The 19,378-nt window shown below is 71.2% G+C and carries 20 protein-coding genes; 16 read left to right on the top strand and 4 right to left on the bottom strand.

The genetic code is table 11. The features are described 5' to 3' along the window. The gene (locus tag ACSHT8_RS21050; RefSeq protein ID WP_436492618.1) at positions 1–441 is read left to right on the top strand and encodes an SRPBCC family protein; all 441 of its coding nucleotides are present in this window, start codon (positions 1–3) and stop codon (positions 439–441) included. Then, positions 438–1,436 carry an NADP-dependent oxidoreductase gene (locus tag ACSHT8_RS21045; protein ID WP_436492617.1) on the top strand — a complete coding sequence of 333 codons (999 nt, stop codon included), beginning with the start codon at positions 438–440 and terminating at the stop codon, positions 1,434–1,436. Before ACSHT8_RS21050 ends, ACSHT8_RS21045 begins: the two co-directional genes overlap by 4 nt. Here the strand turns inward: ACSHT8_RS21045 and ACSHT8_RS21040 are convergent. From ACSHT8_RS21040 to ACSHT8_RS21030, 3 genes are all read right to left on the bottom strand, one after another. After that, the gene (locus ACSHT8_RS21040) at positions 1,433–2,293 is read right to left on the bottom strand and encodes a GNAT family N-acetyltransferase (protein WP_436492616.1); all 861 of its coding nucleotides are present in this window, start codon (positions 2,291–2,293) and stop codon (positions 1,433–1,435) included. The two genes, ACSHT8_RS21045 and ACSHT8_RS21040, sit on opposite strands and share 4 nt — an antisense overlap. A gap of 226 nt (positions 2,294–2,519) precedes the next feature. Next, a complete protein-coding gene (purU, locus tag ACSHT8_RS21035; protein WP_436492615.1) occupies positions 2,520–3,395 on the bottom strand; it encodes a formyltetrahydrofolate deformylase in 876 nt (291 codons plus the stop codon). A gap of 287 nt (positions 3,396–3,682) precedes the next feature. Continuing rightward, complete coding sequence (locus tag ACSHT8_RS21030) at positions 3,683–4,774, bottom strand: UDP-N-acetylmuramate dehydrogenase (protein ID WP_436492614.1); 1,092 nt, start codon at positions 4,772–4,774, stop codon at positions 3,683–3,685. Between the two features lie 25 nt (positions 4,775–4,799). On the opposite strand from ACSHT8_RS21030, the gene ACSHT8_RS21025 reads away from it, so the two are divergent. The 3 genes from ACSHT8_RS21025 to ACSHT8_RS21015 all read left to right on the top strand — a co-directional run bounded on the left by ACSHT8_RS21025 (position 4,800) and on the right by ACSHT8_RS21015 (position 6,935). Beyond that, the gene (locus tag ACSHT8_RS21025; RefSeq protein WP_436492613.1) at positions 4,800–5,297 is read left to right on the top strand and encodes a DUF2505 domain-containing protein; all 498 of its coding nucleotides are present in this window, start codon (positions 4,800–4,802) and stop codon (positions 5,295–5,297) included. Next, entirely contained in the window at positions 5,297–6,106 is an 810-nt protein-coding gene (locus ACSHT8_RS21020) for a class I SAM-dependent methyltransferase (protein WP_436492612.1), read from the top strand. Before ACSHT8_RS21025 ends, ACSHT8_RS21020 begins: the two co-directional genes overlap by 1 nt. Before the next feature lie 67 nt (positions 6,107–6,173). Beyond that, complete coding sequence (locus ACSHT8_RS21015) at positions 6,174–6,935, top strand: MerR family transcriptional regulator (RefSeq protein ID WP_436492611.1); 762 nt, start codon at positions 6,174–6,176, stop codon at positions 6,933–6,935. 33 nt (positions 6,936–6,968) lie between these two features. On the opposite strand, the gene ACSHT8_RS21010 is transcribed toward ACSHT8_RS21015, so the two are convergent. Beyond that, the gene (locus tag ACSHT8_RS21010; protein WP_436492610.1) at positions 6,969–7,700 is read right to left on the bottom strand and encodes an SDR family NAD(P)-dependent oxidoreductase; all 732 of its coding nucleotides are present in this window, start codon (positions 7,698–7,700) and stop codon (positions 6,969–6,971) included. 100 nt (positions 7,701–7,800) lie between these two features. On the opposite strand from ACSHT8_RS21010, the gene ACSHT8_RS21005 reads away from it, so the two are divergent. From ACSHT8_RS21005 to ACSHT8_RS20955, 11 genes are all read left to right on the top strand, one after another. Further along, entirely contained in the window at positions 7,801–8,994 is a 1,194-nt protein-coding gene (locus ACSHT8_RS21005) for a L,D-transpeptidase (RefSeq protein WP_436502129.1), read from the top strand. Then, on the top strand, positions 8,991–9,797 hold the full coding sequence (locus ACSHT8_RS21000; protein WP_436492609.1) for an alpha/beta fold hydrolase: 807 nt from the start codon (positions 8,991–8,993) through the stop codon (positions 9,795–9,797). Before ACSHT8_RS21005 ends, ACSHT8_RS21000 begins: the two co-directional genes overlap by 4 nt. 38 nt (positions 9,798–9,835) lie before the next feature. After that, on the top strand, positions 9,836–10,411 hold the full coding sequence (locus ACSHT8_RS20995; RefSeq protein ID WP_436492608.1) for a hypothetical protein: 576 nt from the start codon (positions 9,836–9,838) through the stop codon (positions 10,409–10,411). A 100-nt stretch (positions 10,412–10,511) separates the two neighbouring features. Further along, on the top strand, positions 10,512–11,786 hold the full coding sequence (gene mshA, locus ACSHT8_RS20990) for a D-inositol-3-phosphate glycosyltransferase (RefSeq protein ID WP_436492607.1): 1,275 nt from the start codon (positions 10,512–10,514) through the stop codon (positions 11,784–11,786). 67 nt (positions 11,787–11,853) lie between these two features. Further along, positions 11,854–12,372, top strand: coding sequence for a YbjN domain-containing protein (locus ACSHT8_RS20985; RefSeq protein ID WP_436492606.1), 519 nt, complete (start codon positions 11,854–11,856; stop codon positions 12,370–12,372). A 79-nt stretch (positions 12,373–12,451) separates the two neighbouring features. Further along, positions 12,452–13,327, top strand: a complete 876-nt coding sequence (locus ACSHT8_RS20980) for a DUF4349 domain-containing protein (RefSeq protein WP_436492604.1) — start codon at positions 12,452–12,454, stop codon at positions 13,325–13,327. Between the two features lie 481 nt (positions 13,328–13,808). Beyond that, positions 13,809–14,549, top strand: coding sequence for a phosphoglyceromutase (locus tag ACSHT8_RS20975; RefSeq protein WP_436492602.1), 741 nt, complete (start codon positions 13,809–13,811; stop codon positions 14,547–14,549). A gap of 294 nt (positions 14,550–14,843) precedes the next feature. Then, a complete protein-coding gene (locus ACSHT8_RS20970) occupies positions 14,844–16,049 on the top strand; it encodes a sensor histidine kinase (RefSeq protein ID WP_436502128.1) in 1,206 nt (401 codons plus the stop codon). Further along, a complete protein-coding gene (locus ACSHT8_RS20965) occupies positions 16,046–16,735 on the top strand; it encodes a response regulator transcription factor (protein ID WP_054052525.1) in 690 nt (229 codons plus the stop codon). The genes ACSHT8_RS20970 and ACSHT8_RS20965 overlap by 4 nt, the downstream gene beginning before the upstream one ends. Positions 16,736–16,751: 16 nt before the next feature. Continuing rightward, positions 16,752–17,705 (top strand): Ppx/GppA phosphatase family protein, encoded by a 954-nt coding sequence (locus ACSHT8_RS20960; protein WP_436492601.1) that lies wholly within the window; start codon positions 16,752–16,754, stop codon positions 17,703–17,705. Positions 17,706–17,792: 87 nt separating this feature from the next. Further along, positions 17,793–19,337: a hypothetical protein gene (locus ACSHT8_RS20955; protein ID WP_436492600.1), complete on the top strand. Its 1,545-nt coding sequence runs from the start codon at positions 17,793–17,795 to the stop codon at positions 19,335–19,337. Positions 19,338–19,378 lie beyond the last annotated feature (41 nt).

Raw genomic sequence — 19,378 nt, 5'->3', positions numbered from 1 at the left:
ATGAACCAGGTCCAGGCGGTCGCCGAGCAGGCGATCGATGCCCCAGTCGACCAGGTCCGCGCGGCAGTCGCGGACTACGCGGGCGTGCGCGGGAAGATCCTGACGTCGCACTACCGCGACTACGAGGTGCGCTCCGGCGGGACCGGCGCGGGCTCGGTCGTGCACTGGACACTGCAGGCCACGCAGAAGCGGGTGCGCGACGTGCTGGTCGAGGTCAGCGAGCCGCAGCCGGACGTGCTGGTCGAGGCGGACAAGAATTCGACGCTGATCAGCACGTGGACGGTGCAGGGGTCGGGCTCGTCGAGCGTCGTGCGGCTCGTGACCACGTGGGAGGGCGCCAACGGCATCGGCGGCTTCTTCGAGCGGATCTTCGCCCCCGCCGGTCTGCGCCGCATCCACGGGGAGCTGTTGGCGAACCTGAAGCGGGAAATCGAGGCGTGACCGCGCTAGAGGTGCACCTGGCGCGTCGGCCGGTCGGGGTGCCTTCGCTGGACGACTTCGCCTTCGTCGAGATCACGCCGCCCGCGCTCGGGCCGGGCGAGGTGCGGGTGCGCAACCACGTGATGAGCGTCGACCCGTACATGCGCGGGCGGATGAACGACGTGAAGTCGTACGCGCCGCCGTTCCCGCTCGGCGCGCCGATGGAGGGCGGGGCGGTCGGCGACATCGTGGAGTCCACTGTGGATTCCCTGCCGGTCGGGACGTTCGTGCTGCACAACGCCGGCTGGCGGTCTGAGGTCGTGCTGCCCGGCGCCGCGGTGGTCGAGGTCGACCCGTCGCTGCCGCTCGGGGCGTACCTCGGGGTGCTGGGGATGCCGGGTCTGACGGCGTACGCGGGGCTGCTCGACGTCGCGGAGTTCCAGCCGGGGGACACGGTGTTCGTCTCGGCCGCGGCGGGCGCGGTCGGGGCCGTCGTCGGGCAGATCGCGCGGCTGCGCGGGGCGAAGCGGGTCATCGGCAGCGCGGGCAGCGCCGAGAAGGTGCGCTACCTGCTGGACGAGCTGGGCTTCGACGCGGCGTTCAACTACAAGGACGACCGGGTGGTCAAGCAGCTCGCCGCGGCCGCGCCCGAGGGCATCGAGGTGTACTTCGACAACGTCGGCGGGGAGCACCTGGAGGCGGCGCTGTCGGTGCTGAACGTGCACGGGCGGATCGCGGTCTGCGGGATGATCTCGCAGTACAACGCCACCGAGCCCAACCCGGCGCCGCGCAACCTGATCCAGATCGTGTCGAAGCGGCTCACCGTGCGCGGTCTGCTCGTGCGCGACCACGCCGACCGGCGCGCGGACTTCCTGCGCGAGGTCGGCGCGTGGGTGCGGTCCGGCGAACTGCGCTACACCGAGACCGTGGTCGACGGGCTGCGCAACGCGCCTTCGGCGTTCCTTTCGCTGCTTGAGGGCGGCAACACGGGGAAGATGCTGGTTCGGCTGATCTAGCCGAGGGCCTGCAGGATCGGGGCGTAGAGACGACGACGGTCGCCGGGGAGCGTGGCTCCGCCGACGACCATGGCGCTGCAGTGGAAGACGGGTTTGAGGCCGTTCTGGGTGGCCCACTCGATCAAGTCGGGCCGCGCGGTGTCGAGGTCGATCCTGGTCTGACCGCCCGCGTCGGTCGCGATGTCCGCGATGAGGGCGCGGGCGTCGGCGTCGTCGGCGGCGATGACGGGGCCGACCTGGTTGCTGCCGTTCTGGGACAGCGAGCGGGTCTGCGCGGCGTAGCCGGTGATCTCGCCGTCGCGCTCGACGACGCGGATGCGGTCGGCGAAGTCGGGCAGGCGGGACACGACGTGGGTGCGGTCTGCGCCGCAGACTTCGGTGTCGAGGCGCAGGATCGCGGGCAGGTCGGCGGCCGCCGCGGGGCGGGTGGTGCCCGCCCCGCGGCCGGTGAAGGTGCCGGTCATGACCTCGCAGCCAGACGTCTCCTGGAAGCCGAGCTTCTCGTAGAGCGGCTTGCCCAGGGGCGTGGCGTAGAGCGTGGCGACGCTGTCGCCCGCCTCGGCCATGACGTGCCGCATGATCTTGGTGCCGAGACCGCGCCGGTTGTACTTCGCGGCGACCAGCACCATGCTGATCGCCGCGAAGCTACCGAAGTGGGTGAGAACCGCTGACGCGGCAAGCTTTCCGTCCGTGTCGACGATTCCGTAGCCCTGGCCGACCCGCAGCAGGAATTCCCACTTGCGGTCCTCGAGCGGCCACTCCCGGTTGTCCGAGAGCTCAAGGCAGGCCGTCAGGTCCTCAAAGGACAGTGGTCGGGGGTCAGTGGTCGGGATCTGGTTGTCGGTTCGGATGGTCACAAGGAAATGATGGCGGCAGGTGTCGGCGGGCGGCAATTGATTTAGGCCGCCCGCACGAATATCAAGTTATGTCAAACGACTATCCCCACACGATCGAGCTACTGCCACCGAAGAAATCCCTGGCTAACCTGGACAGGAGATCGGAGGTCAGCCATCAAAACCCTTGCCCTGCAACACTTATCGTTTGTTCTGCTGCTTATCGCGGTGCTGATAGCGCGGTTCCGCCTCAGAACACCACTGTCTTGTTCCCATGCACCAGGATTCGTCCCTGCAGGTGCGCCCGCAGGCCGCCTGCCAGTACGACCTTCTCGATGTCGCGTCCCTTGCGCACCATGTCGGCGATCGAGTCCCCGTGGTCCACCCGGATCACGTTCTGCTCGATGATCGGGCCCGCGTCGAGTTCGGCGGTCACGTAGTGGCAGGTCGCGCCGATCAGCTTCACCCCACGCTTGTGCGCCTGGTGGTACGGCCGCGCGCCGACGAACGAGGGCAGGAAGCTGTGGTGGATGTTGAGCGCGCGCCCCGCCCAGTGGGCACACAGCTCGGCGGGCAGCACCTGCATGAACCGCGCCAGCACGATCGCGTCCGGCGCCGTCGCGTCCACCAGCTGCCGCAGCTTGTCGAACGCCTCGACCTTGCCCTCGGGGTCGCCGGACGGGAACGGCACGTGGTGGAACGGGATGCCGTGGGCCTCGGTGATGTCGGCGAGGTCGGTGTGGTTGCCGATCACCGCGCGGACGTCGACGTCGAGTTCGCCGCTGTGCACGCGGCCGAGCAGGTCGTACAGGCAGTGCCCTTCCTTGGACACCAGGATCGCCACGCGCCGCTTCACGCCGGTGTCGATGATGCTCCAGTCCGACTGGTCACTGAGCTGCGACGCGACATCGGCGAACCGTGCCCGCAGCTCGTCGACCCCGAACGGCAGCGAGTCCGCCCGGACCTCCTGCCGCGTGAAGAACCAGTTCGTGTCGGGATCGGAGTGGTAGTCGGCCTCGACGATCCACCCACCCGCCTCGGTGAGAAAGGACGCGATGCGCGCCACGATCCCGGTCCGGTCCGGACACCCGAGCCTGATCACATATCGACGCTCTCTCGACGGCACGCGCATGATTCTGTCAGGCCCCTATCGCAGCTCGCGCACTGGTGGGAGGGGTTGCGCCCCTGCCAACCGACCTATTCGGACACCTAATCCGACCGCCCTCGCAAACCTCTCGAACCCGGACGGAACTGTCCGCTCCGCGACAGCGGACGGTAGAGAATCGCCGCCGTGCGCAGGCGGCACGTCCGTGCCGCCACGGCACAGGCGGCGGTGGCCGAGGCGCGGGTGTGGCGGCGGTCGGGGGCCGTAGCCGGGCGGCTCGGTCCGGGTGCGGTGCGAGGCTGGTCTGGTCAGAGGGTGCAGTTGACCAGGACTGGTTCGGGGTGCAGTTCGACGCCGAACGTGGCCAGGACGCCGTCGCGGACTTCGGCCGCCAGGCTGAGCAGGTCGGCGGTGGTGGCGTCGCCGCGGTTGGTCAGCGCGAGGGTGTGTTTGGTCGACAGGGCGACTCGGCCGCCGGGGCCCGCGTGGCCCTTCGAGAAGCCTGCCCGTTCGATCAGCCACGCCGCCGACAGCTTCGACGCGCCGACGCCCGCCGGGTACTTCGGGATGGTCACGTCCGGGCCGACCTGGGTGACGATGCGGTCGAGGACCGCCGACAGGTCCTCGTCGCGGACGATCGGGTTGGTGAAGAAGGAGCCCGCGCTCCAGGTGTCGTGGTCGGTCGGGTCCAGCACCATGCCCTTGCCGCGGCGCAGTTCCAGTACGGCGGCGCGTGCGTCGGCGACGGGGACGCGTTCGTCCTGGCGGACGCCGAGGGCTCGGGCCAGCTCGGTGTAGCGGACGGGGGCCGAGAGGCCGTCGTCGACGAGTTCGAAGCGGGCGCGGAGGACGACGGCGCGGTCGGTGTTCTTCAGGACGCTGGTGCGGTAGTCGAGGCCGAGCTCGGCCACGTCGAGGGTGACGACCTCGGTGGTGGTGCGGTCGAGCAGGTCGACGGAGATCAGCACCTGGGAGATCTCCACGCCGTAGGCGCCGACGTTCTGCACCGGGGTGGCGCCGACCAGGCCGGGGATGCCCGACAGGCATTCCAGGCCGCCCAGGCCCGCCTCGACCGTGCCCGCGACGACTGTGTCCCAGTCCTCGCCCGCCTCGACGGTGAGCTGGACGCGGCCCGGCGACGTGCAGTCGATCTTGCTGCCGCGGGTGGCGACCTGGACGACCGTGCCCGCGAAGCCGGAGTCGCTGACGACCAGGTTGGAGCCGCCGCCCAGGACCAGCAACGGGGTGCCCGCCGCGTCGACCGCGCGCACCGCGTCGACGACCTCGGCTGCGGTGGTGGCGGCGACGAAATCGGTGGCCGGGCCGCCGAGCCGCAGGGTCGTGTAGGCCCGGAGGGGTACACCGGTGCGGACGTCGGCGCCGAGTGGAAGGCTGGTCACGGGCACCAACGGTAACCTCCTGGCCATGGGAAGCCGCATCGAGCACCGCGCCGGGTTCACCCGGCCCGCCGCCGAGGTCCACGCCGCGTTCGTCGACCGGGCGTTTCTCGACGAGCGCCTAAGCAGGCTCGGGGGCAAGAACGCCGAGCTGCTCGACTACACCGCCAACGGCGCAGGCGTCACCTTCAAGCTGCGGCAAGGGGTGCCCGCCGAGAAGCTGCCGTCGGTCGTGCGCACCCTGATCAAGGGCGACCTGATCGTCGAGCGGGTCGAGTCGTGGCGGCCCGACGGCGCCGCGTTCGGCGGCACCACGTCGGCGACGGTGTCCGCCGTGCCCGGCGACATCAAGGGCACCTTCCGGCTCGCCGACACCGGCGGCGGCAGCGAGTGGTCGACCACCGGCGACGTCAAGGTCAGCGTCCCGTTCATCGGCGGCAAGATCGAGTCGGTGATCGCCGAGCAGGTCACCAAGCTGCTCGCCGCAGAGGCCGAGTTCGCGGCCGAGTGGCTCTCCGAGCACTGATGGCCAAGATGCCCCGACTGGCCGCGGGCCGGGCGCGGGCGCTGGGGGCCCCGACCCGGGGGACGACCAACCCGAACCGGCTGCGGCGGGTCGACCGCTGGCTCGTCGGGTCCGCCGACGTCCAGTCCGTGCTCGAAGCCGCCGAAGATCCGCTGGTGGTCGACCTCGGCTACGGCGCGACGCCCGTCACCACCGTGGAGATGGCCGCCCGGCTGCGGGCGGTCCGACCGGACGTCCGGGTCCTCGGCCTGGAGATCGACCCCGAGCGTGTCGCCGCCGCCAAGCCCGCCGCCGACCCGCCGCTGCTCGACTTCCGGCGCGGCGGGTTCGAGCTGGCGGGCACCCGGCCCACGCTGCTGCGCGCGTTCAACGTGCTGCGCCAGTACACCGAGGCCGAGTCGGCCTCCTCCTGGGCGACGATGCTGGAGCGGCTGGCGCCGGGTGGGCTGCTGGTCGAGGGCACGTGCGACGAGATCGGCCGCCGCTGCTGCTGGATCACCCTCGACGCCGACGGCCCCCGCACCTTCACGATCTCGTGCCTGCCCGCGGGGATCGAGCGGCCGTCAGACGTCGCCGAGCGCCTGCCGAAGGCCCTGATCCACCGCAATATTCCCGGCGAACGCGTCCACGCGTTCCTCGCCGCGCTCGACGCCCACTGGGCCACCGCCGCCGCGTTCGCCCCGTTCGGCCCGCGCGCCCGCTGGGTCGAGACGATCCGCCTCCTCGCCGCGGATTGGCCAGTACTCGACAACCGACGCCGTTGGCGGCTCGGTGAAGTCACCGTCGACTGGTCCGCGGTAACTCCTTGACTTTGACGTTGCGTCAACTTCTACCGTGGTTCCCAGACCGGATGGACCGGTCCTGAGGGAGACGGTGATGAGCTGGTCGATCGCGCAGGTCGCCCGGATGTCGAAGGTGACATCGCGGACCCTGCGCCACTACGACGACATCGGACTGCTGCGGCCCGCGTCCGTGGGCGGCAACGGATATCGCTACTACGAGCAGGAACAGCTGCTGCGCCTGCAGCAGATCCTGGTCCTGCGCGAGTTGGGCCTCGGCCTGGACGCGATCGCCGAGATCGTCGACGACGGCCGCGACAAGGTGCAGGCCCTGCGGATGCACCACCGCTGGCTGCTCGCCGAGCGCGACCGGTTCGACCGGCTGGCGACCACCGTCGCCCGCACCATCGAGGACGTGGAAGGAGGAGACAAGATGACGGCCAAGTCCGCGGAACACTGGTTCGAGGGCTTCGACGCCGCCAAGCAGGCCGAGCTTCAGGAAGAGGCGCGGCAGCGCTGGGGTGCGGAGAAGGTCGACGCGGCGAACGCGAAGTTCAAGGGCACCAGCAAGCAATGGTGGGCCACGCACGGTCAGGCATGGCTCGCCGCGCTCGACACGCTCGTCGCGCACATCGACGCCGGGCGCGCGCCCGGTGACCCGGAGGTCCAGGAGACCATCGCGGGCCACCACCGGTGGCTCGGCGAGTTCTGGCAGCCGAACCGCGAGTCGTACAAGGGCCTTGCCGACCTGTACGCCGACGACCCGCGGTTCCGGGCGAACTTCGACAAGTCCGACCCGCGCGTCGCGGAGTTCCTGCGCGCGGCGATGATCGAGTACGCCGACACCAGGCTCGACTAGCTGGTCGGGGGAGCTGCAGATCCCCCAACCAGGTCAGCCGCGGTGTGCCCGCGTCGCCGACGCCTGCGCGCGCGGCTTCATGACGATCTGGTCCAGGTTGACGTGCGGCGGCCGCGTCACCGCGAAGGTGATCACGTCGGCCACGTCGTCTGCGGTGAGCGGGACCAGGCCCTCGTAGACCTTGTCGGCCCGCTCCATGTCGCCGTCGAACCGGTTGACCGAGAAGTCCGTCTCGACCATCCCCGGCAGCACCTCGGTGAACCGCACCGGCTGGCCGAGGTGTTCACCGCGCAGCGTGCGGTGCAGCGCCGACTGGGCGTGCTTGGCCGCGGTGTAGCCCGCGCCCCCGTCGTAGATCTCCACCGCGGCGATGGACGGCACCGTGACCACGTGGCCGTCGCCGGAGGCGATGAGCTTGGGCAGCAGGGCCCGGGTCATGCGCAGGGTGCCCATGACGTTGGCCTCCCACATCCACTCCCAGCGCTCGTCGTCTGCCGAGTCGACGCGGTCGAGGCCGCGGGCGCCGCCTGCGTTGTTCACCAGGACGTGGCAGGCTGGGACCCGGGCACAGAACGCCTCGATCGACGCGGTGTCGGTCACGTCCAGCTCGATCGCGTGGCCGCTGATCTCCGCGGCGACCTTGCTGAGCAGGTCGAGCCGCCGGGCGCCGAGCACGACGTCGAAGCCCGCCGCCGCCAACTGCCGTGCGGTGGCCGCGCCGATGCCCGCGCTGGCGCCGGTGACTACTGCGATGGGGTTGTTCACGGCGACGATCCTCCCCGCACCCCCCGGTGTGGGTGGTATGAGCACCATCACACACGCGGGTGCCGCACCGCACCGCGGCCCGCGCGTCCTCATCTATGGGATGAGACTGAGTACTGGGAGGCGCACGGTGAGACGTAATCGGACAGGGATCCTCGCGATCCTGTTCCTGACCCTGGCACTGGCGGTCGGGTGCACGTCCGAGACGGCGGGCAGCGGCAGCGGATCAGGTGGTGGCGGCGACGCCCCGCCCAAGGCCAAGCTCGTCGCGCAGCCCGCGGCCGACGCCACCGACGTCTTGCCGACCGACCCGGTCACGATCACCGTCACCGAGGGCACCATCGACGCGGTCACGCTCACCAACGACGAGGGCAAGGCCGTCAAGGGCGCCGTCGCGGCGGACAAGCTGAGTTGGACCAACGCGGAGACGCTGGGCTTCGGCAAGAAGTACTCCTACACCGCGAGCGCGACCGGCTCCGACGGCAAGAAGGTCGAGCTGAAGGGCGCCTTCACCACGCTCAAGCCCGCCAAGACCCCGCGCGCCACGATCAACCCGGGCGACAACGCCACGGTCGGCGTGGCGATGCCGATCAGCATCAAGTTCCCCGAGGGCAAGGTCGTCGACAAGGCCACCGTGGAGAAGGCGCTGAAGGTCGAGACGTCGGTGCCGGTCGAGGGCTCGTGGGCGTGGCTGCACGACCAGCAGGTCGACTGGCGGCCCAAGGTGTACTGGCCCGCGGGCACCAAGGTCACCGTGACCGCGAAGCTCTACGGGGTGAACTACGGCGGCGGCGCGTTCGGCAAGGCCGACCTGTCGACGAAGTTCACCATCGGGCGCAACCAGGTCGTGAAGGTCAACACCCCCGACCACAAGATGAACGTCTACCGCGACGGCAAGCTGTTCGCGAGCTACCCGTCGAGCAACGGCAAGGACGCCGACCCGAACCTGAACACGCCCAACGGCACCATGATCGTCATGCAGAAGGACCCGATCGGCGACTTCTCCAACCCGCGCTACGGCTACACCAACGTCAAGAAGAAGTGGGCCGTCCGCATCTCCAACCACGGCGAGTTCATCCACGAGAACGAGGAGAACCGCGCCAACATCGGCAAGGCCAACACCTCGCACGGCTGCGTGAACCTGCTGGAGGCCGACGCGAAGGCCTACTTCGACAGCGCGATCATCGGCGACCCGGTCGAGGTCACCGGCTCCCAGGCGAACATGCCCGCGACGTCGGACGTCTACGACTGGCTGATCCCGTGGGCGCAGTGGCAGAAGATGTCGGCCCTCAAGTGATCTCGTTCGTCGAGGGCGCCGGGGGCGCTCGCCTGGCCGTGCGCACGGCGGGCGACCCGGCGGCCCCGGCGATCGTGCTGCTCCACGGCTGGGGCCAGTCCGGCGCGGCATGGTCGGCCCAGCGCCCTCTGGCCGACGAGTTCTTCCTGATCGCGCCCGACCTGCGCGGCCACGGCGAGTCCGACTCCCCCGAGGCGGGCTACGCCGACCCGGCGGTCTGGGCGGCCGACCTCGCCGCGGTGCTCGCGCTGGCCAAGGGTCCGGCGACGCTGGTCGGCTGGTCCTACGGCGGCCTGGTGATCACTGACTATCTGCGCGAAGGCGGCTCGGGCGTGGCGTCGATCGTCCTCGTCGGTGCCTTGACCGAGATCGGCCGCGACCGCCCCGGCGGCGCTGTCGGGCCGGTGATGAAGGCCGCGATCCCGGATGTGCTGTCCGCGGATCCCGCGGTCGCCGTGCCCGCCGTGACGCGGCTGGCCGAGGGCATGACGAGCTCGCCCGCGCCGGGCGCCGAGGTGCAGCGGCGGGTCGGCGCGACACTCGCGGTGCGGCCCGCGGTCCGGAAAGCCCTGTTCAAGCGGGACGTCGACAGCGCGGACGTGCTCGCGGGCATCAACGTCCCGACGCTGGTGGTCCACGGCACTGAGGACACCGTCGTCGACCCCTCCGCCGCCGAGTACGCGATCAAGAACGTCCCCGGCGCCAAAGCCCTCTGGTTGTCAGGTGTAGGGCACATGCCGTTCGTCGAGTGCGTGGAAGAGTTCAATGGCGCCGTGCGTGAGCACGTGATCACGGCTCGATAGCCTGCCCGGGTCGACAGCCAATGACCTCGGGGGATCACATGACTGGACCGCAGCAACCGTATGGGCAACCGCAGGGCTACGGGCAGCCGTACGGCCAGCCGCCTTACGGTCAGCCGCCGCAGCCGCCGCGGAAGAGCCGGGCCTGGGTGATCGCGCTGGTTCTGGTCCTGCTGCTGCTCGCCGGTGGCGGCGGGTGGTTCTGGTGGTGGTCGTCGCGCGATCTCGGCAGTCCGACGCTTCCCCCGGTGCCGACCGAGACGTTCCCGACCTCGGACCAGCCCGTCACGCCGATGACCGTCGACCCGTCCGCGCTGCCCGAGACCACGACGAAGGCGCCTATGGGCGAGGACAAGGTCGCCGAGGCCCGTGGGCACGCCGAGAAGTACGTCACGGCGGTCAACGCCAAGGACGAGGCCGCCGCGAAGGCGCTGACCTGCCAGAAGACGCGCGCGGGCGCGGTGTTCACGGTCGGGTCGGAGACCGGGCAGGCCAAGCTCGCCGAGAAGCCGCGCACCGTCGAGGGCGACCGCGTGGTGTTCGAGGTCGAGGTCAGCCTCGGCCGGGTGCTGCCGGTGGAGGTCAACGCGGACGACGGCTGGTGTGTCCTCAGCTGAGCACGCTGGGTGTGGCATAGGTCACGCCAGGAATTCCCCGCCCGCTGGCGCGTTGATTCTTCCGACGGAGCAGGCGGAAGGGGTGAACGGGGTGTCTCCCATGCAGCCGCGTCGAGTCGCGGTGCTCTCGGTCCACACGTCCCCGCTCGAACAGCCCGGCACGGGCGACGCGGGCGGCATGAACGTCTACATCACCGAGACCGCCACCCGCATGGCCGAGCGCGGCATCGAGGTGGAGGTGTTCACCCGGGCCACGTCGTCCGACCTGCCGCCGGTCGCCGAGTTGGTCCCCGGCGTGCTGGTCCGGCACGTCTCGGCGGGCCCGTTCGAGGGGCTCAGCCGCGCCGACCTGCCCGCCGAGCTGTGCGGGTTCACCGCGGGCCTGCTGCGCGCCGAGGCCAGACACGAACCCGGCCACTACGACCTGCTGCATTCCCACTACTGGCTCTCCGGCCAGGTCGGCCGCATCGCCAGGGAACGCTGGGGCGTCCCGCTCGTGCACACCGCGCACACCCTGGCCAAGGTCAAGAACGCCGCGCTGGCCGACGGCGACACCCCCGAGCCGCGGCAGCGGGTCATCGGCGAGCAGCAGATCGTCGACTTCGCCGACCGGCTCGTCGCCAACACCGACGTCGAGGCCCAGCAGCTCGTCGCCCTCTACGACGCCGACCCCGAGCGGGTCGACATCATCGCCCCGGGCGTCGACCTCGACCGCTTCCGCCCCGGCGACCGCCTCGCCGCCCGCTCGGCCCTCGGCCTGCGCCCGGACGCGGTGGTATTCGCCTTCGTCGGCCGCATCCAGCCCCTCAAAGCCCCGGACGTCCTGCTTCGCGCCGCCGCAGAGCTGCTGGCCCGCGGTGGTGTCGACCGGGACAAGCTGGTCGTGCTGGTCGCGGGCGGTCCTTCGGGCACGGGCCTCGAACAGCCCGCCGCGTTGCAGGACCTCGCCGTCGCGCTGGGCATCACCGATGTCGTCCGGTTCCTCCCGCCACAGTCCGGCGCGGCGCTGGCGCGGATCTACCGCGCCGCCGACGTCGTCGCCGTGCCCAGCCACAACGAGAGCTTCGGCCTGGTCGCCCTGGAGGCGCAGGCCTGCGGCACACCGGTCGTGGCCGCCGCGGTCGGCGGGCTGCCGGTCGCGGTGGCCGACGGCCGCTCCGGCCTGCTGGTCGACGGCCACGCCACCGGCGACTGGGCCGACGCGCTCGGCAGGCTCGCCCGCGACCCCGGGCTGCGCGCGCGGCTGGCCATCGGCGCGGTCCGCCACGCGCACGCGTTCTCGTGGGACCGGACCACTGACGCCCTCATCGCCGGGTACATCGACGCCGACCAGGCTCTGCGGTACTCGCTGACGCGTGCTGAAGTAGCGGTGTGAGCGAGCTTGCGAGCGAACCAATGTCACAGTGGGCCTGCGACTGCCACCCGGCGCCTGAGGTGACCCGATGAGTGACCTAGACCTTGTCATCAAGCAGACCCTCGATGAGCGGGAGCTGGCCTACGACAACCCGCGGCCCGGCCGCTTCCTGGTGACCCTGCCGGGCACCAAGAAGCAGCAGACCAACACCTGGCTGATCGTCGGCAACCACGGTCTTGTCGTGGAGGCGTTCGTCTGTCGCCGACCCGACGAGGCGCACGAGGCCGTCTACCGCTACCTGCTCAAACGCAACGCCAAGCTCTACGGCGTGGCGTACACGATCGACACCGTCGGCGACATCTACCTGCTGGGCCGGGTCAGCCTCGCCTCGGTCACCCCCGACGAGCTCGACCGGCTGCTCGGCCAGGTCCTGGAGGCCGCCGACGGCGACTTCAACGCGATCCTGGAGATCGGCTTCGCCTCGTCGATCCGCCGCGAGTGGGACTGGCGGACCTCGCGCGGGGAGTCGCTGGCGAACCTGAAGGCATTCGAGCACCTGCTGGAGCCTGAGCAACGGCGGCGTGTCTCAGACGACGCAGAAGCGTGACCAGCGGCGCGGCAACGGGCGGCAGCCTGGACTCCGTCTGATCAGCACAACCTGATCGGTACGGACTGGGAGGCCACGGATGAGAAGACGTCTGGCAGGACTGCTGTTAGCCACCGCCGCCGCGGTGAGCGTGAGCGCGTGCGGTGCCTCGGCGCCGGAGTCCAGCACCGCCGCACCGGCCATGCGGGGAGACATGGCCGTTGCCCCGGAGGCGGCGAACACCGGCGGTGGCGGCGCGGGCTCGGCGCCCGCCAAGGAGGCCGAGCAGGTGGCCCAGCCGGGGGTCGACCGCAAGCTGGTGCGCACCGCGTCGCTGCGGCTGATCACCCCCGACATCACCGACGCGACCAGCCGGGCGCGCGGGGTCGCGGTGGCCGCGGGCGGCTACACCGGCGAGGAGGAGGTCGGGCCGAACGCGGCGACGATGACGCTGTTCGTGCCGTCCGACAAGCTCGACGCCGCCTTGGGTGAGCTCTCCGCGCTGGGCAAGGTCGAGTCGCGGAACCAGTCCGCGCAGGACGTCACCGAGCAGCTCGTCGACGTGGAGAGCCGCATCCAGACCCAGCGGGCCAGCCTCGACCGGGTGCGCGCACTGCTCGGCCGGGCCACGGGAATCTCCGAGATCGTCCAGCTGGAGTCCGAGGTGACCCGCCGGGAGGCCGACCTGGAGTCACTGCTGAAGCGGCGGGAGAAGCTCGCGGGCAGCGTCGCCATGTCGACGGTGACCCTGCGGATGTCGATCGACAAGGACGCCCCGCTGCCCAGCGAGGACGACCCGACGGTCGGCGGCGCCTTCTCCGGCGGGTGGCACGCGTTCCTCGACGCGGGCGAGTTCGTGCTGCGGATGATCGCGGTGTCGCTGCCGTTCCTGCTGGTCTTCGGCATTCCCGCGTTCCTGGTGCTGCGGTGGCGGCGGCGTGCGCGGGCGGCTCGACCGGTGGCCCAGGAGTCTTGAGAGGTCGCGGGGCGGTTCAGCGAGGGGGAGTCGTATCTGAACCGCTCCGCGACCAAAGCCCGCCGAATCCAGTGGCGGGGGAGGCCACGGACGAATCGGTCGGGGCGAGCGGCTCGGCAGGGGAGTCGAGCCGCGCGCGGACCACCTCGGACCAGGGAGTGCGTGGGAGCCGGTCCGGTGTGGCAGGAGTCAACTTGGCAGACCTTCGACACCCGCACAAGGCCAGGTATTACGCCGATCGTGGAAATTGCTCAGGGTAAGTAACTGTTTGATCACGGAATCCTTTGCATGGACAACTATGGGTCGTCGATACGCCTGGTCGCCTCCCGCCGTTAACCCGAACGGGGGACACCCGTGACGGAGTGCCGTATCTCATACACCGTTCAGCCCAGAGGGCGCCGCTCGCCGGTCCAGGAGAGGTGTCCCAGGCGAGACGACTTTCACGGTTCAGCCCGCTCGGCGATCTGGCAGGCTCTTCGCCATGGCTATTGGAACCTTGGTGCTCATCCGGCACGGCGAGAGCGTCTGGAACGCCCAGAACCTGTTCACCGGCTGGGTCGACGTCGACCTCACCCCGAAGGGCGTCGCCGAGGCGACCCGCGGCGGTCACCTGCTGCGCGAGGCGGACCTGCTGCCCGACGTGGTCCACACGTCGCTGCAGCGGCGCGCGATCTCCACCGCGAACCTGGCCCTCGACGCCGCCGACCGCCACTGGATCCCGGTCAAGCGCGACTGGCGGCTCAACGAGCGGCACTACGGCGCGCTGCAGGGCAAGAACAAGAAGCAGACCCTCGAGGAGTTCGGCGAGGAGCAGTTCATGCTCTGGCGCCGCTCCTACGACACCCCGCCGCCGCCGATCGAGCCCGGCAGCGAGTTCAGCCAGGACGGCGACCCGCGCTACGCGGGCATCGACGCACCCCTGACCGAGTGCCTCAAGGACGTCGTCGCGCGCGTCGTGCCGTACTGGGAGGCCGAGATCGTGCCCGACCTGAAGGCGGGCAAGACCGTGCTCGTCGCCGCGCACGGCAACTCGCTGCGCGCGCTGGTCAAGCACCTCGACGCGATCTCCGACGCCGACATCGCGGGCCTCAACATCCCGACCGGCATCCCGCTGCGCTACGACCTCGACGACGCTCTCGCCCCGACTAACCGGGGCGGCACGTACCTCGACCCGGCCGCCGCCGAGGTCGCCATCGCGGCCGTGGCCAACCAAGGCCGCTGATCATCCAGACACCCGGAGGCCATCCGCGCGACGCCAGTTGGCGCGCGGGTGGCCTCTCGGTCGTCCGGAGGCCAGAGGCGGTGGAACAGCCCATGACACCTGGCCCGGCCGTCCGATGTTACCGCTCAGTAGGACACGTTCGGGTGAACGAAATCTGGCCATGGGCGGAACAAGCGGTCTGATCGATGTCAGTACCGTCACTGAACCGCTCGGCGGACTGGCCCAAACCCCTCCTGACCTGCTTACGATCCGGGTGTGGTCGTGGCTTGCGTAGTCCTGTCGATCAGCGCGTTGCTGGTCGGCGCCCTCGTCGGTTTCCTCGTCGGTCGGTCCCGGGGCCGGTCGGCGATCCGACGACCCGTCGGCCCGACGGTCTCCGAGCTCGTCCAGCGCCTCGTGCACTCGTCGCACTCGGGCGTCGTCGTGCTCAACCACTTCGGTGACGTGGTGATCCACAACCCGCGCGCCGAGGCCCTCGGTTTAGTCCGCAACCGCCAGGTCGACGACCGCGCCCGCAAGGCGGCCGATCTCGTGCTGGAGACCGGCGAGGCGGTGGAGATCGACCTGTCGCCGCTGGAGTCGCGCGGCGGCCGCAGCCCGGAGGCCGTGCTCGGTGAGGTCCGCCCGCTCGGCGAGGGCTTCACCGTCGTCGACGCCGACGACCAGTCCGACGCCGTCCGCCTCGAGGCGACCAGGCGCGACTTCGTCGCCAACGTCAGCCACGAGCTCAAGACCCCGGTCGGCGCGATGGCGCTGCTCGCCGAGGCCGTGCTCGACGCCGCCGACGACCCCGTCGAGGTCCGCCGGTTCACCACCAAGATCCTCCGCGAGGGCAACCGGCTCGGCACCCTCGTCACCGAGCTGATCGCGCTGTCGCGGCTGCAGGGCGCCGAGCGGCTGCCCGAGCTGAACACCGTCGAGGTCGACGCCGTCGTGCGCGAGGCGCTCGGCCGCGCGCAGCTGGTCATGGAGTCCACCGGCATCGACGTCACCACCGACGACGACAGCGCGCTGCTCGTCGAGGGCGACCGGACGCTGCTGGTCACGGCCCTGTCGAACCTGCTGGAGAACGCCCTGGCCTACTCGCCGCCGGGCAACCCGGTGTCGGTGAGCCGCAAGCTGGTCGACGGCTACGTCGAGATCGCCGTCACCGACCGGGGCATCGGCATCGCCGAGGAGGAGCAGCAGCGGGTGTTCGAGCGGTTCTACCGCGTCGACAAGGCGCGCTCGCGGGCCACCGGCGGCACCGGGCTCGGCCTGGCGATCGTCAAGCACGTCGCGGCCAACCACGGCGGCGAGGTCAAGCTCTGGAGCAAGCCCGGTCTCGGCTCCACGTTCACTTTGCGCATCCCCGCGCATCTCGATCCGCCCGCCACCGCGGGCGCGGACGGCAAGAGCGCGGAAGGCAGGGCGGGTCGCACGGCGGTCCCGTCGCTGGCCGCGTCGATGGCCCCGTCGAAGTCCGACGGTGCCGGTACCGATCACGGAGGAATGGCATGACGAGAGTGCTGATCGTCGAGGACGAGGAGTCCTTCGCCGACCCGCTTGCCTTCCTGCTGCGCAAGGAGGGCTTCACCGCAGCGGTGGCCGCCACCGGCCAGCAGGCGTTGGAGGAGTTCGACCGCAACGGTGCCGACATCGTGCTGCTCGACCTCATGCTCCCCGGCATGAGCGGCACCGACGTCTGCAAGGCGCTGCGGCAGCGATCGGCCGTGCCGGTGATCATGGTGACCGCCCGCGACAGCGAGATCGACAAGGTCGTCGGCCTGGAACTGGGTGCCGACGACTACGTCACCAAGCCCTACTCGGCGCGCGAGCTGATCGCCCGGGTCCGCGCGGTCCTGCGCCGCGGCGGCGAGGCGGGCGGCGACGGCGAGCTGCTGCCCCAGGTGCTCGCGGCCGGTCCGGTCCGGATGGACGTCGAGCGGCACGTGGTCACAGTGGACGGTGAGGACATCCCCCTGCCGCTCAAGGAGTTCGACCTCCTCGAGTACCTGCTGCGCAACGTCGGCCGGGTGCTCACCCGCGGCCAGCTCATCGACCGGGTGTGGGGCGCGGACTACGTCGGCGACACCAAGACCCTCGACGTGCACGTCAAGCGGCTGCGCTCGAAGATCGAGCCCGACCCGGCCTCGCCGCGCCACCTGGTGACCGTGCGCGGCCTCGGCTACAAATTCGAGTCCTGACGGTACGGTTCCCCACGTGCGGTTAGGGGTATTGGACGTCGGCTCGAACACGGTCCACCTGCTTGTGGTGGACGCCCACCGGGGTGCGCACCCCACGCCCGCGCGGTCGGAGAAGACCGTGCTGCGGCTCGCGGAGCGCATCACCCGGTCCGGGATGCTGTCCAAGGCCGGTGCGGACGAGTTGGTCCGCACCGTCGCCGCGGCCAAGGACTCGTCGGTGCGGCTCGGCTGCGCCGAGATGATGGCCTTCGCCACCTCCGCGGTGCGCGAGGCCACCAACTCCGCCGCCGTGCTCGCCAGGGTGGCCAAGGAGACCGGCGTCGTCCTGGAGGTCCTCTCCGGGGAGGACGAGGCCCGCTACACGTTCCTGGCAGCCCGCCGGTGGTACGGCTGGTCGGCGGGCAACCTGCTCGTCCTCGACATCGGCGGCGGCTCGCTGGAGATCGCCGCGGGCATGGACGAGGACCCGGATTTCGCCTGGTCACTGCCCCTGGGCGCGGGCAGGCTCACCCGCACCCGGTTCACCAACGACCCGCCCAGCCGTGCCGAGATCGGCACCACCACGGCATGGCTGGCCGACGAACTGGCCCCGGTCGCGCGGCGGGTCGCCAAGTACGGCCAACCCGATCGGGTGGTGGCCACCTCGAAGACCTTCCGCACCCTGGCCAGGCTGACCGGGGCGGCGCCCTCGTCGGCGGGCCCCCGGGTGCGGCGTACCCTGACCGAGTCCGGGCTCGGCCAGCTCATCGCGTTCATCTCGCGCATGTCGGCCGCTGACCTGGCCGAGTTGGAGGGTGTGAGCCCCAGCCGGGCCCACCAGCTCGTCGCGGGCGCCCTTGTGGCGCAGGCCACTATGCGAGCACTGTCACTCCCCGAGCTCGAGATCGGGCCGTGGGCGCTGCGCGAGGGCGTGATCCTGCGGCGGCTGGACCAGACGAACGGCGAGGACCACACTGTCACCTCGGATTGAGATCAGTCGGGGTCTCCCACCCGGGAGGGCCCTGCCAACGCGTGCGGGCACTGGACGGATCGGCCCGCACGGGGCACGGTGGAGTGGATGAGTCAAGAAGGCGGTTCGGAGCAGCGCACCGTAGCCGAGTTGCTCGCCAAGTACGGCGGCAACTCGGGCGAGGGCGCGCCCCGGCGACGGCGTCGCAAGCCGGAGGACGGGTCGGACACGGCACCCCAGGCGATCATCGAGCGGGTCATGTCCGACAGCGGCCAGATGCTGCCGATCACCGAGGACCAGGGTCCACACGAGCGCGTCTCACACCGGCAGGGCCGCTCGCCGCAGCCCCCCAAGCCCACACCGCAGGGCCGCAGGCCCGCGCCGACCCCGCCGGAACTGCTCGGCCGCCCGCCCGGCATGGAGCCGCCCAGGGCCCAGCCAAGGGCCGACCAGCCGCGCGTCGAGCCGCCGCGGATCGATCCGCGGGCCGACCAGTCGCTGCTGCCCGGCCACGACCCACGACTCGACCAGCAGGCCCGCGACCCGCGTCCGGACCCGCGCCAGGCTCCTGACCCGCGTGACTCGCGACCCGATCTGACCCGCGACCCGCGGGCAGGCAAGGCCGAGCCGTCCGGCCGTGTCGACGCCGTGCGGGTCGACCCGAGGGCCGCCGACCCGGCCCGCCCGCCGCGGCCGGTCTCCCGGCCCGGTGAGGGCCACACCGAGCAGATCCCCCGCGTGCCCGGCGAGGCGCCCGACCCCGCCGAGCCGCCCGCCGGCCTCGGCGGCCCGGCCGCGCGCCGTTCGCCGCTGCTCCCGCGCCGCGCCCCTGGCGCGTCGCCGAGGCCGCAGTCTGGCCCGCCCGCGCAGCCCTCGCAGGCCATGCCGATCCCGCAGCCGTCCCAGGCGCTGCCGGTTCCGCAGCCTTCGCAAGCGCTGCCGGTTCCGCAGCCCTCGCAGGCGCTGCCGGTTCCGCAGCCCTCACAGCAGCTGCCCAAGCCCGCGCAGCCCTCACAGCAGCTGCCCGTGCCGCAGGGGCTGGGCAAGCCGCAGCCGTCCCAGCCGCTGCCCAAGCCCGCCGACGGCCGCGCGCTGCCCACGTTCCCGCCCGCACCCGGCCGCCCGCCGCACGAGTTCCCCGGCGACGCCTCGGAGACCGCGATCGACCAGCGCGGCCCCCGCCCGGAGTTCCTCGAGGACGTCGAGTCCTTCGACGACCGCGCCGCGAGCCGCTTCACCGACTACCAGGCCCACGACGACCTCGACGACCGCCGCGACGACTTCGACGACTTCGGCCGCGACGGCTTCGACGACGATGACGACCGCGACGACGACACCGACCTCGACCGCGACGACCTCGACGAGGACGCCGACGACGCCGAGCCGGTGTCGGCGGGCCGCGAGTGGGCGATCATGGCCGGGCAGCTCGCGCTCGGCGTGGTCGGCGGCGCGGGCGTGTGGCTCGCGTTCAACTGGCTGTGGGGCTTCCTGCCCGCCGCCGCGCTGATCGCCGCGGTCGTGGTGATCGTCGGGCTGGTGCTGATCGTCCGCAAGATCCGTCGTGCCGAGGACCTGCAGACCACCGTGCTCGCCGTGCTCGTCGGCTTAGTGGTGACGGTGTCACCGGCGGTGCTGCTGCTGCTCGGACGGTGACCGCGATCCCCGTCGGGCTGTCCACGGCATCGGTGTGGCCG

It is taken from the genome of Actinokineospora sp. HUAS TT18 (assembly GCF_051364635.1).
Taxonomy (GTDB): Bacteria; Actinomycetota; Actinomycetes; order Mycobacteriales; family Pseudonocardiaceae; genus Actinokineospora.
The sequence above is the reverse complement of the archived record's forward strand: the minus strand, read 5'-3'. Positions and strand labels throughout refer to the sequence as shown.

Excerpts from the sequence above, each read along its gene's own strand:
- ACSHT8_RS21050 (WP_436492618.1), top strand. The coding sequence starts at position 1 with ATGAACCAGGTCCAGGCGGTCGCCGAGCAGGCGATCGATGCCCCAGTC.
- ACSHT8_RS21005 (WP_436502129.1), top strand. The coding sequence starts at position 7,801 with ATGAGACTGAGTACTGGGAGGCGCACGGTGAGACGTAATCGGACAGGG.
- mshA (WP_436492607.1), top strand. The coding sequence starts at position 10,512 with ATGCAGCCGCGTCGAGTCGCGGTGCTCTCGGTCCACACGTCCCCGCTC.
- ACSHT8_RS20965 (WP_054052525.1), top strand. The coding sequence starts at position 16,046 with ATGACGAGAGTGCTGATCGTCGAGGACGAGGAGTCCTTCGCCGACCCG.
- ACSHT8_RS20975 (WP_436492602.1), top strand. The coding sequence starts at position 13,809 with ATGGCTATTGGAACCTTGGTGCTCATCCGGCACGGCGAGAGCGTCTGG.
- ACSHT8_RS21015 (WP_436492611.1), top strand. The coding sequence starts at position 6,174 with ATGAGCTGGTCGATCGCGCAGGTCGCCCGGATGTCGAAGGTGACATCG.
- ACSHT8_RS21025 (WP_436492613.1), top strand. The coding sequence starts at position 4,800 with ATGGGAAGCCGCATCGAGCACCGCGCCGGGTTCACCCGGCCCGCCGCC.
- ACSHT8_RS20985 (WP_436492606.1), top strand. The coding sequence starts at position 11,854 with ATGAGTGACCTAGACCTTGTCATCAAGCAGACCCTCGATGAGCGGGAG.
- ACSHT8_RS20955 (WP_436492600.1), top strand. The coding sequence starts at position 17,793 with ATGAGTCAAGAAGGCGGTTCGGAGCAGCGCACCGTAGCCGAGTTGCTC.
- ACSHT8_RS20980 (WP_436492604.1), top strand. The coding sequence starts at position 12,452 with ATGAGAAGACGTCTGGCAGGACTGCTGTTAGCCACCGCCGCCGCGGTG.
- ACSHT8_RS20995 (WP_436492608.1), top strand. The coding sequence starts at position 9,836 with ATGACTGGACCGCAGCAACCGTATGGGCAACCGCAGGGCTACGGGCAG.
- ACSHT8_RS21020 (WP_436492612.1), top strand. The coding sequence starts at position 5,297 with ATGGCCAAGATGCCCCGACTGGCCGCGGGCCGGGCGCGGGCGCTGGGG.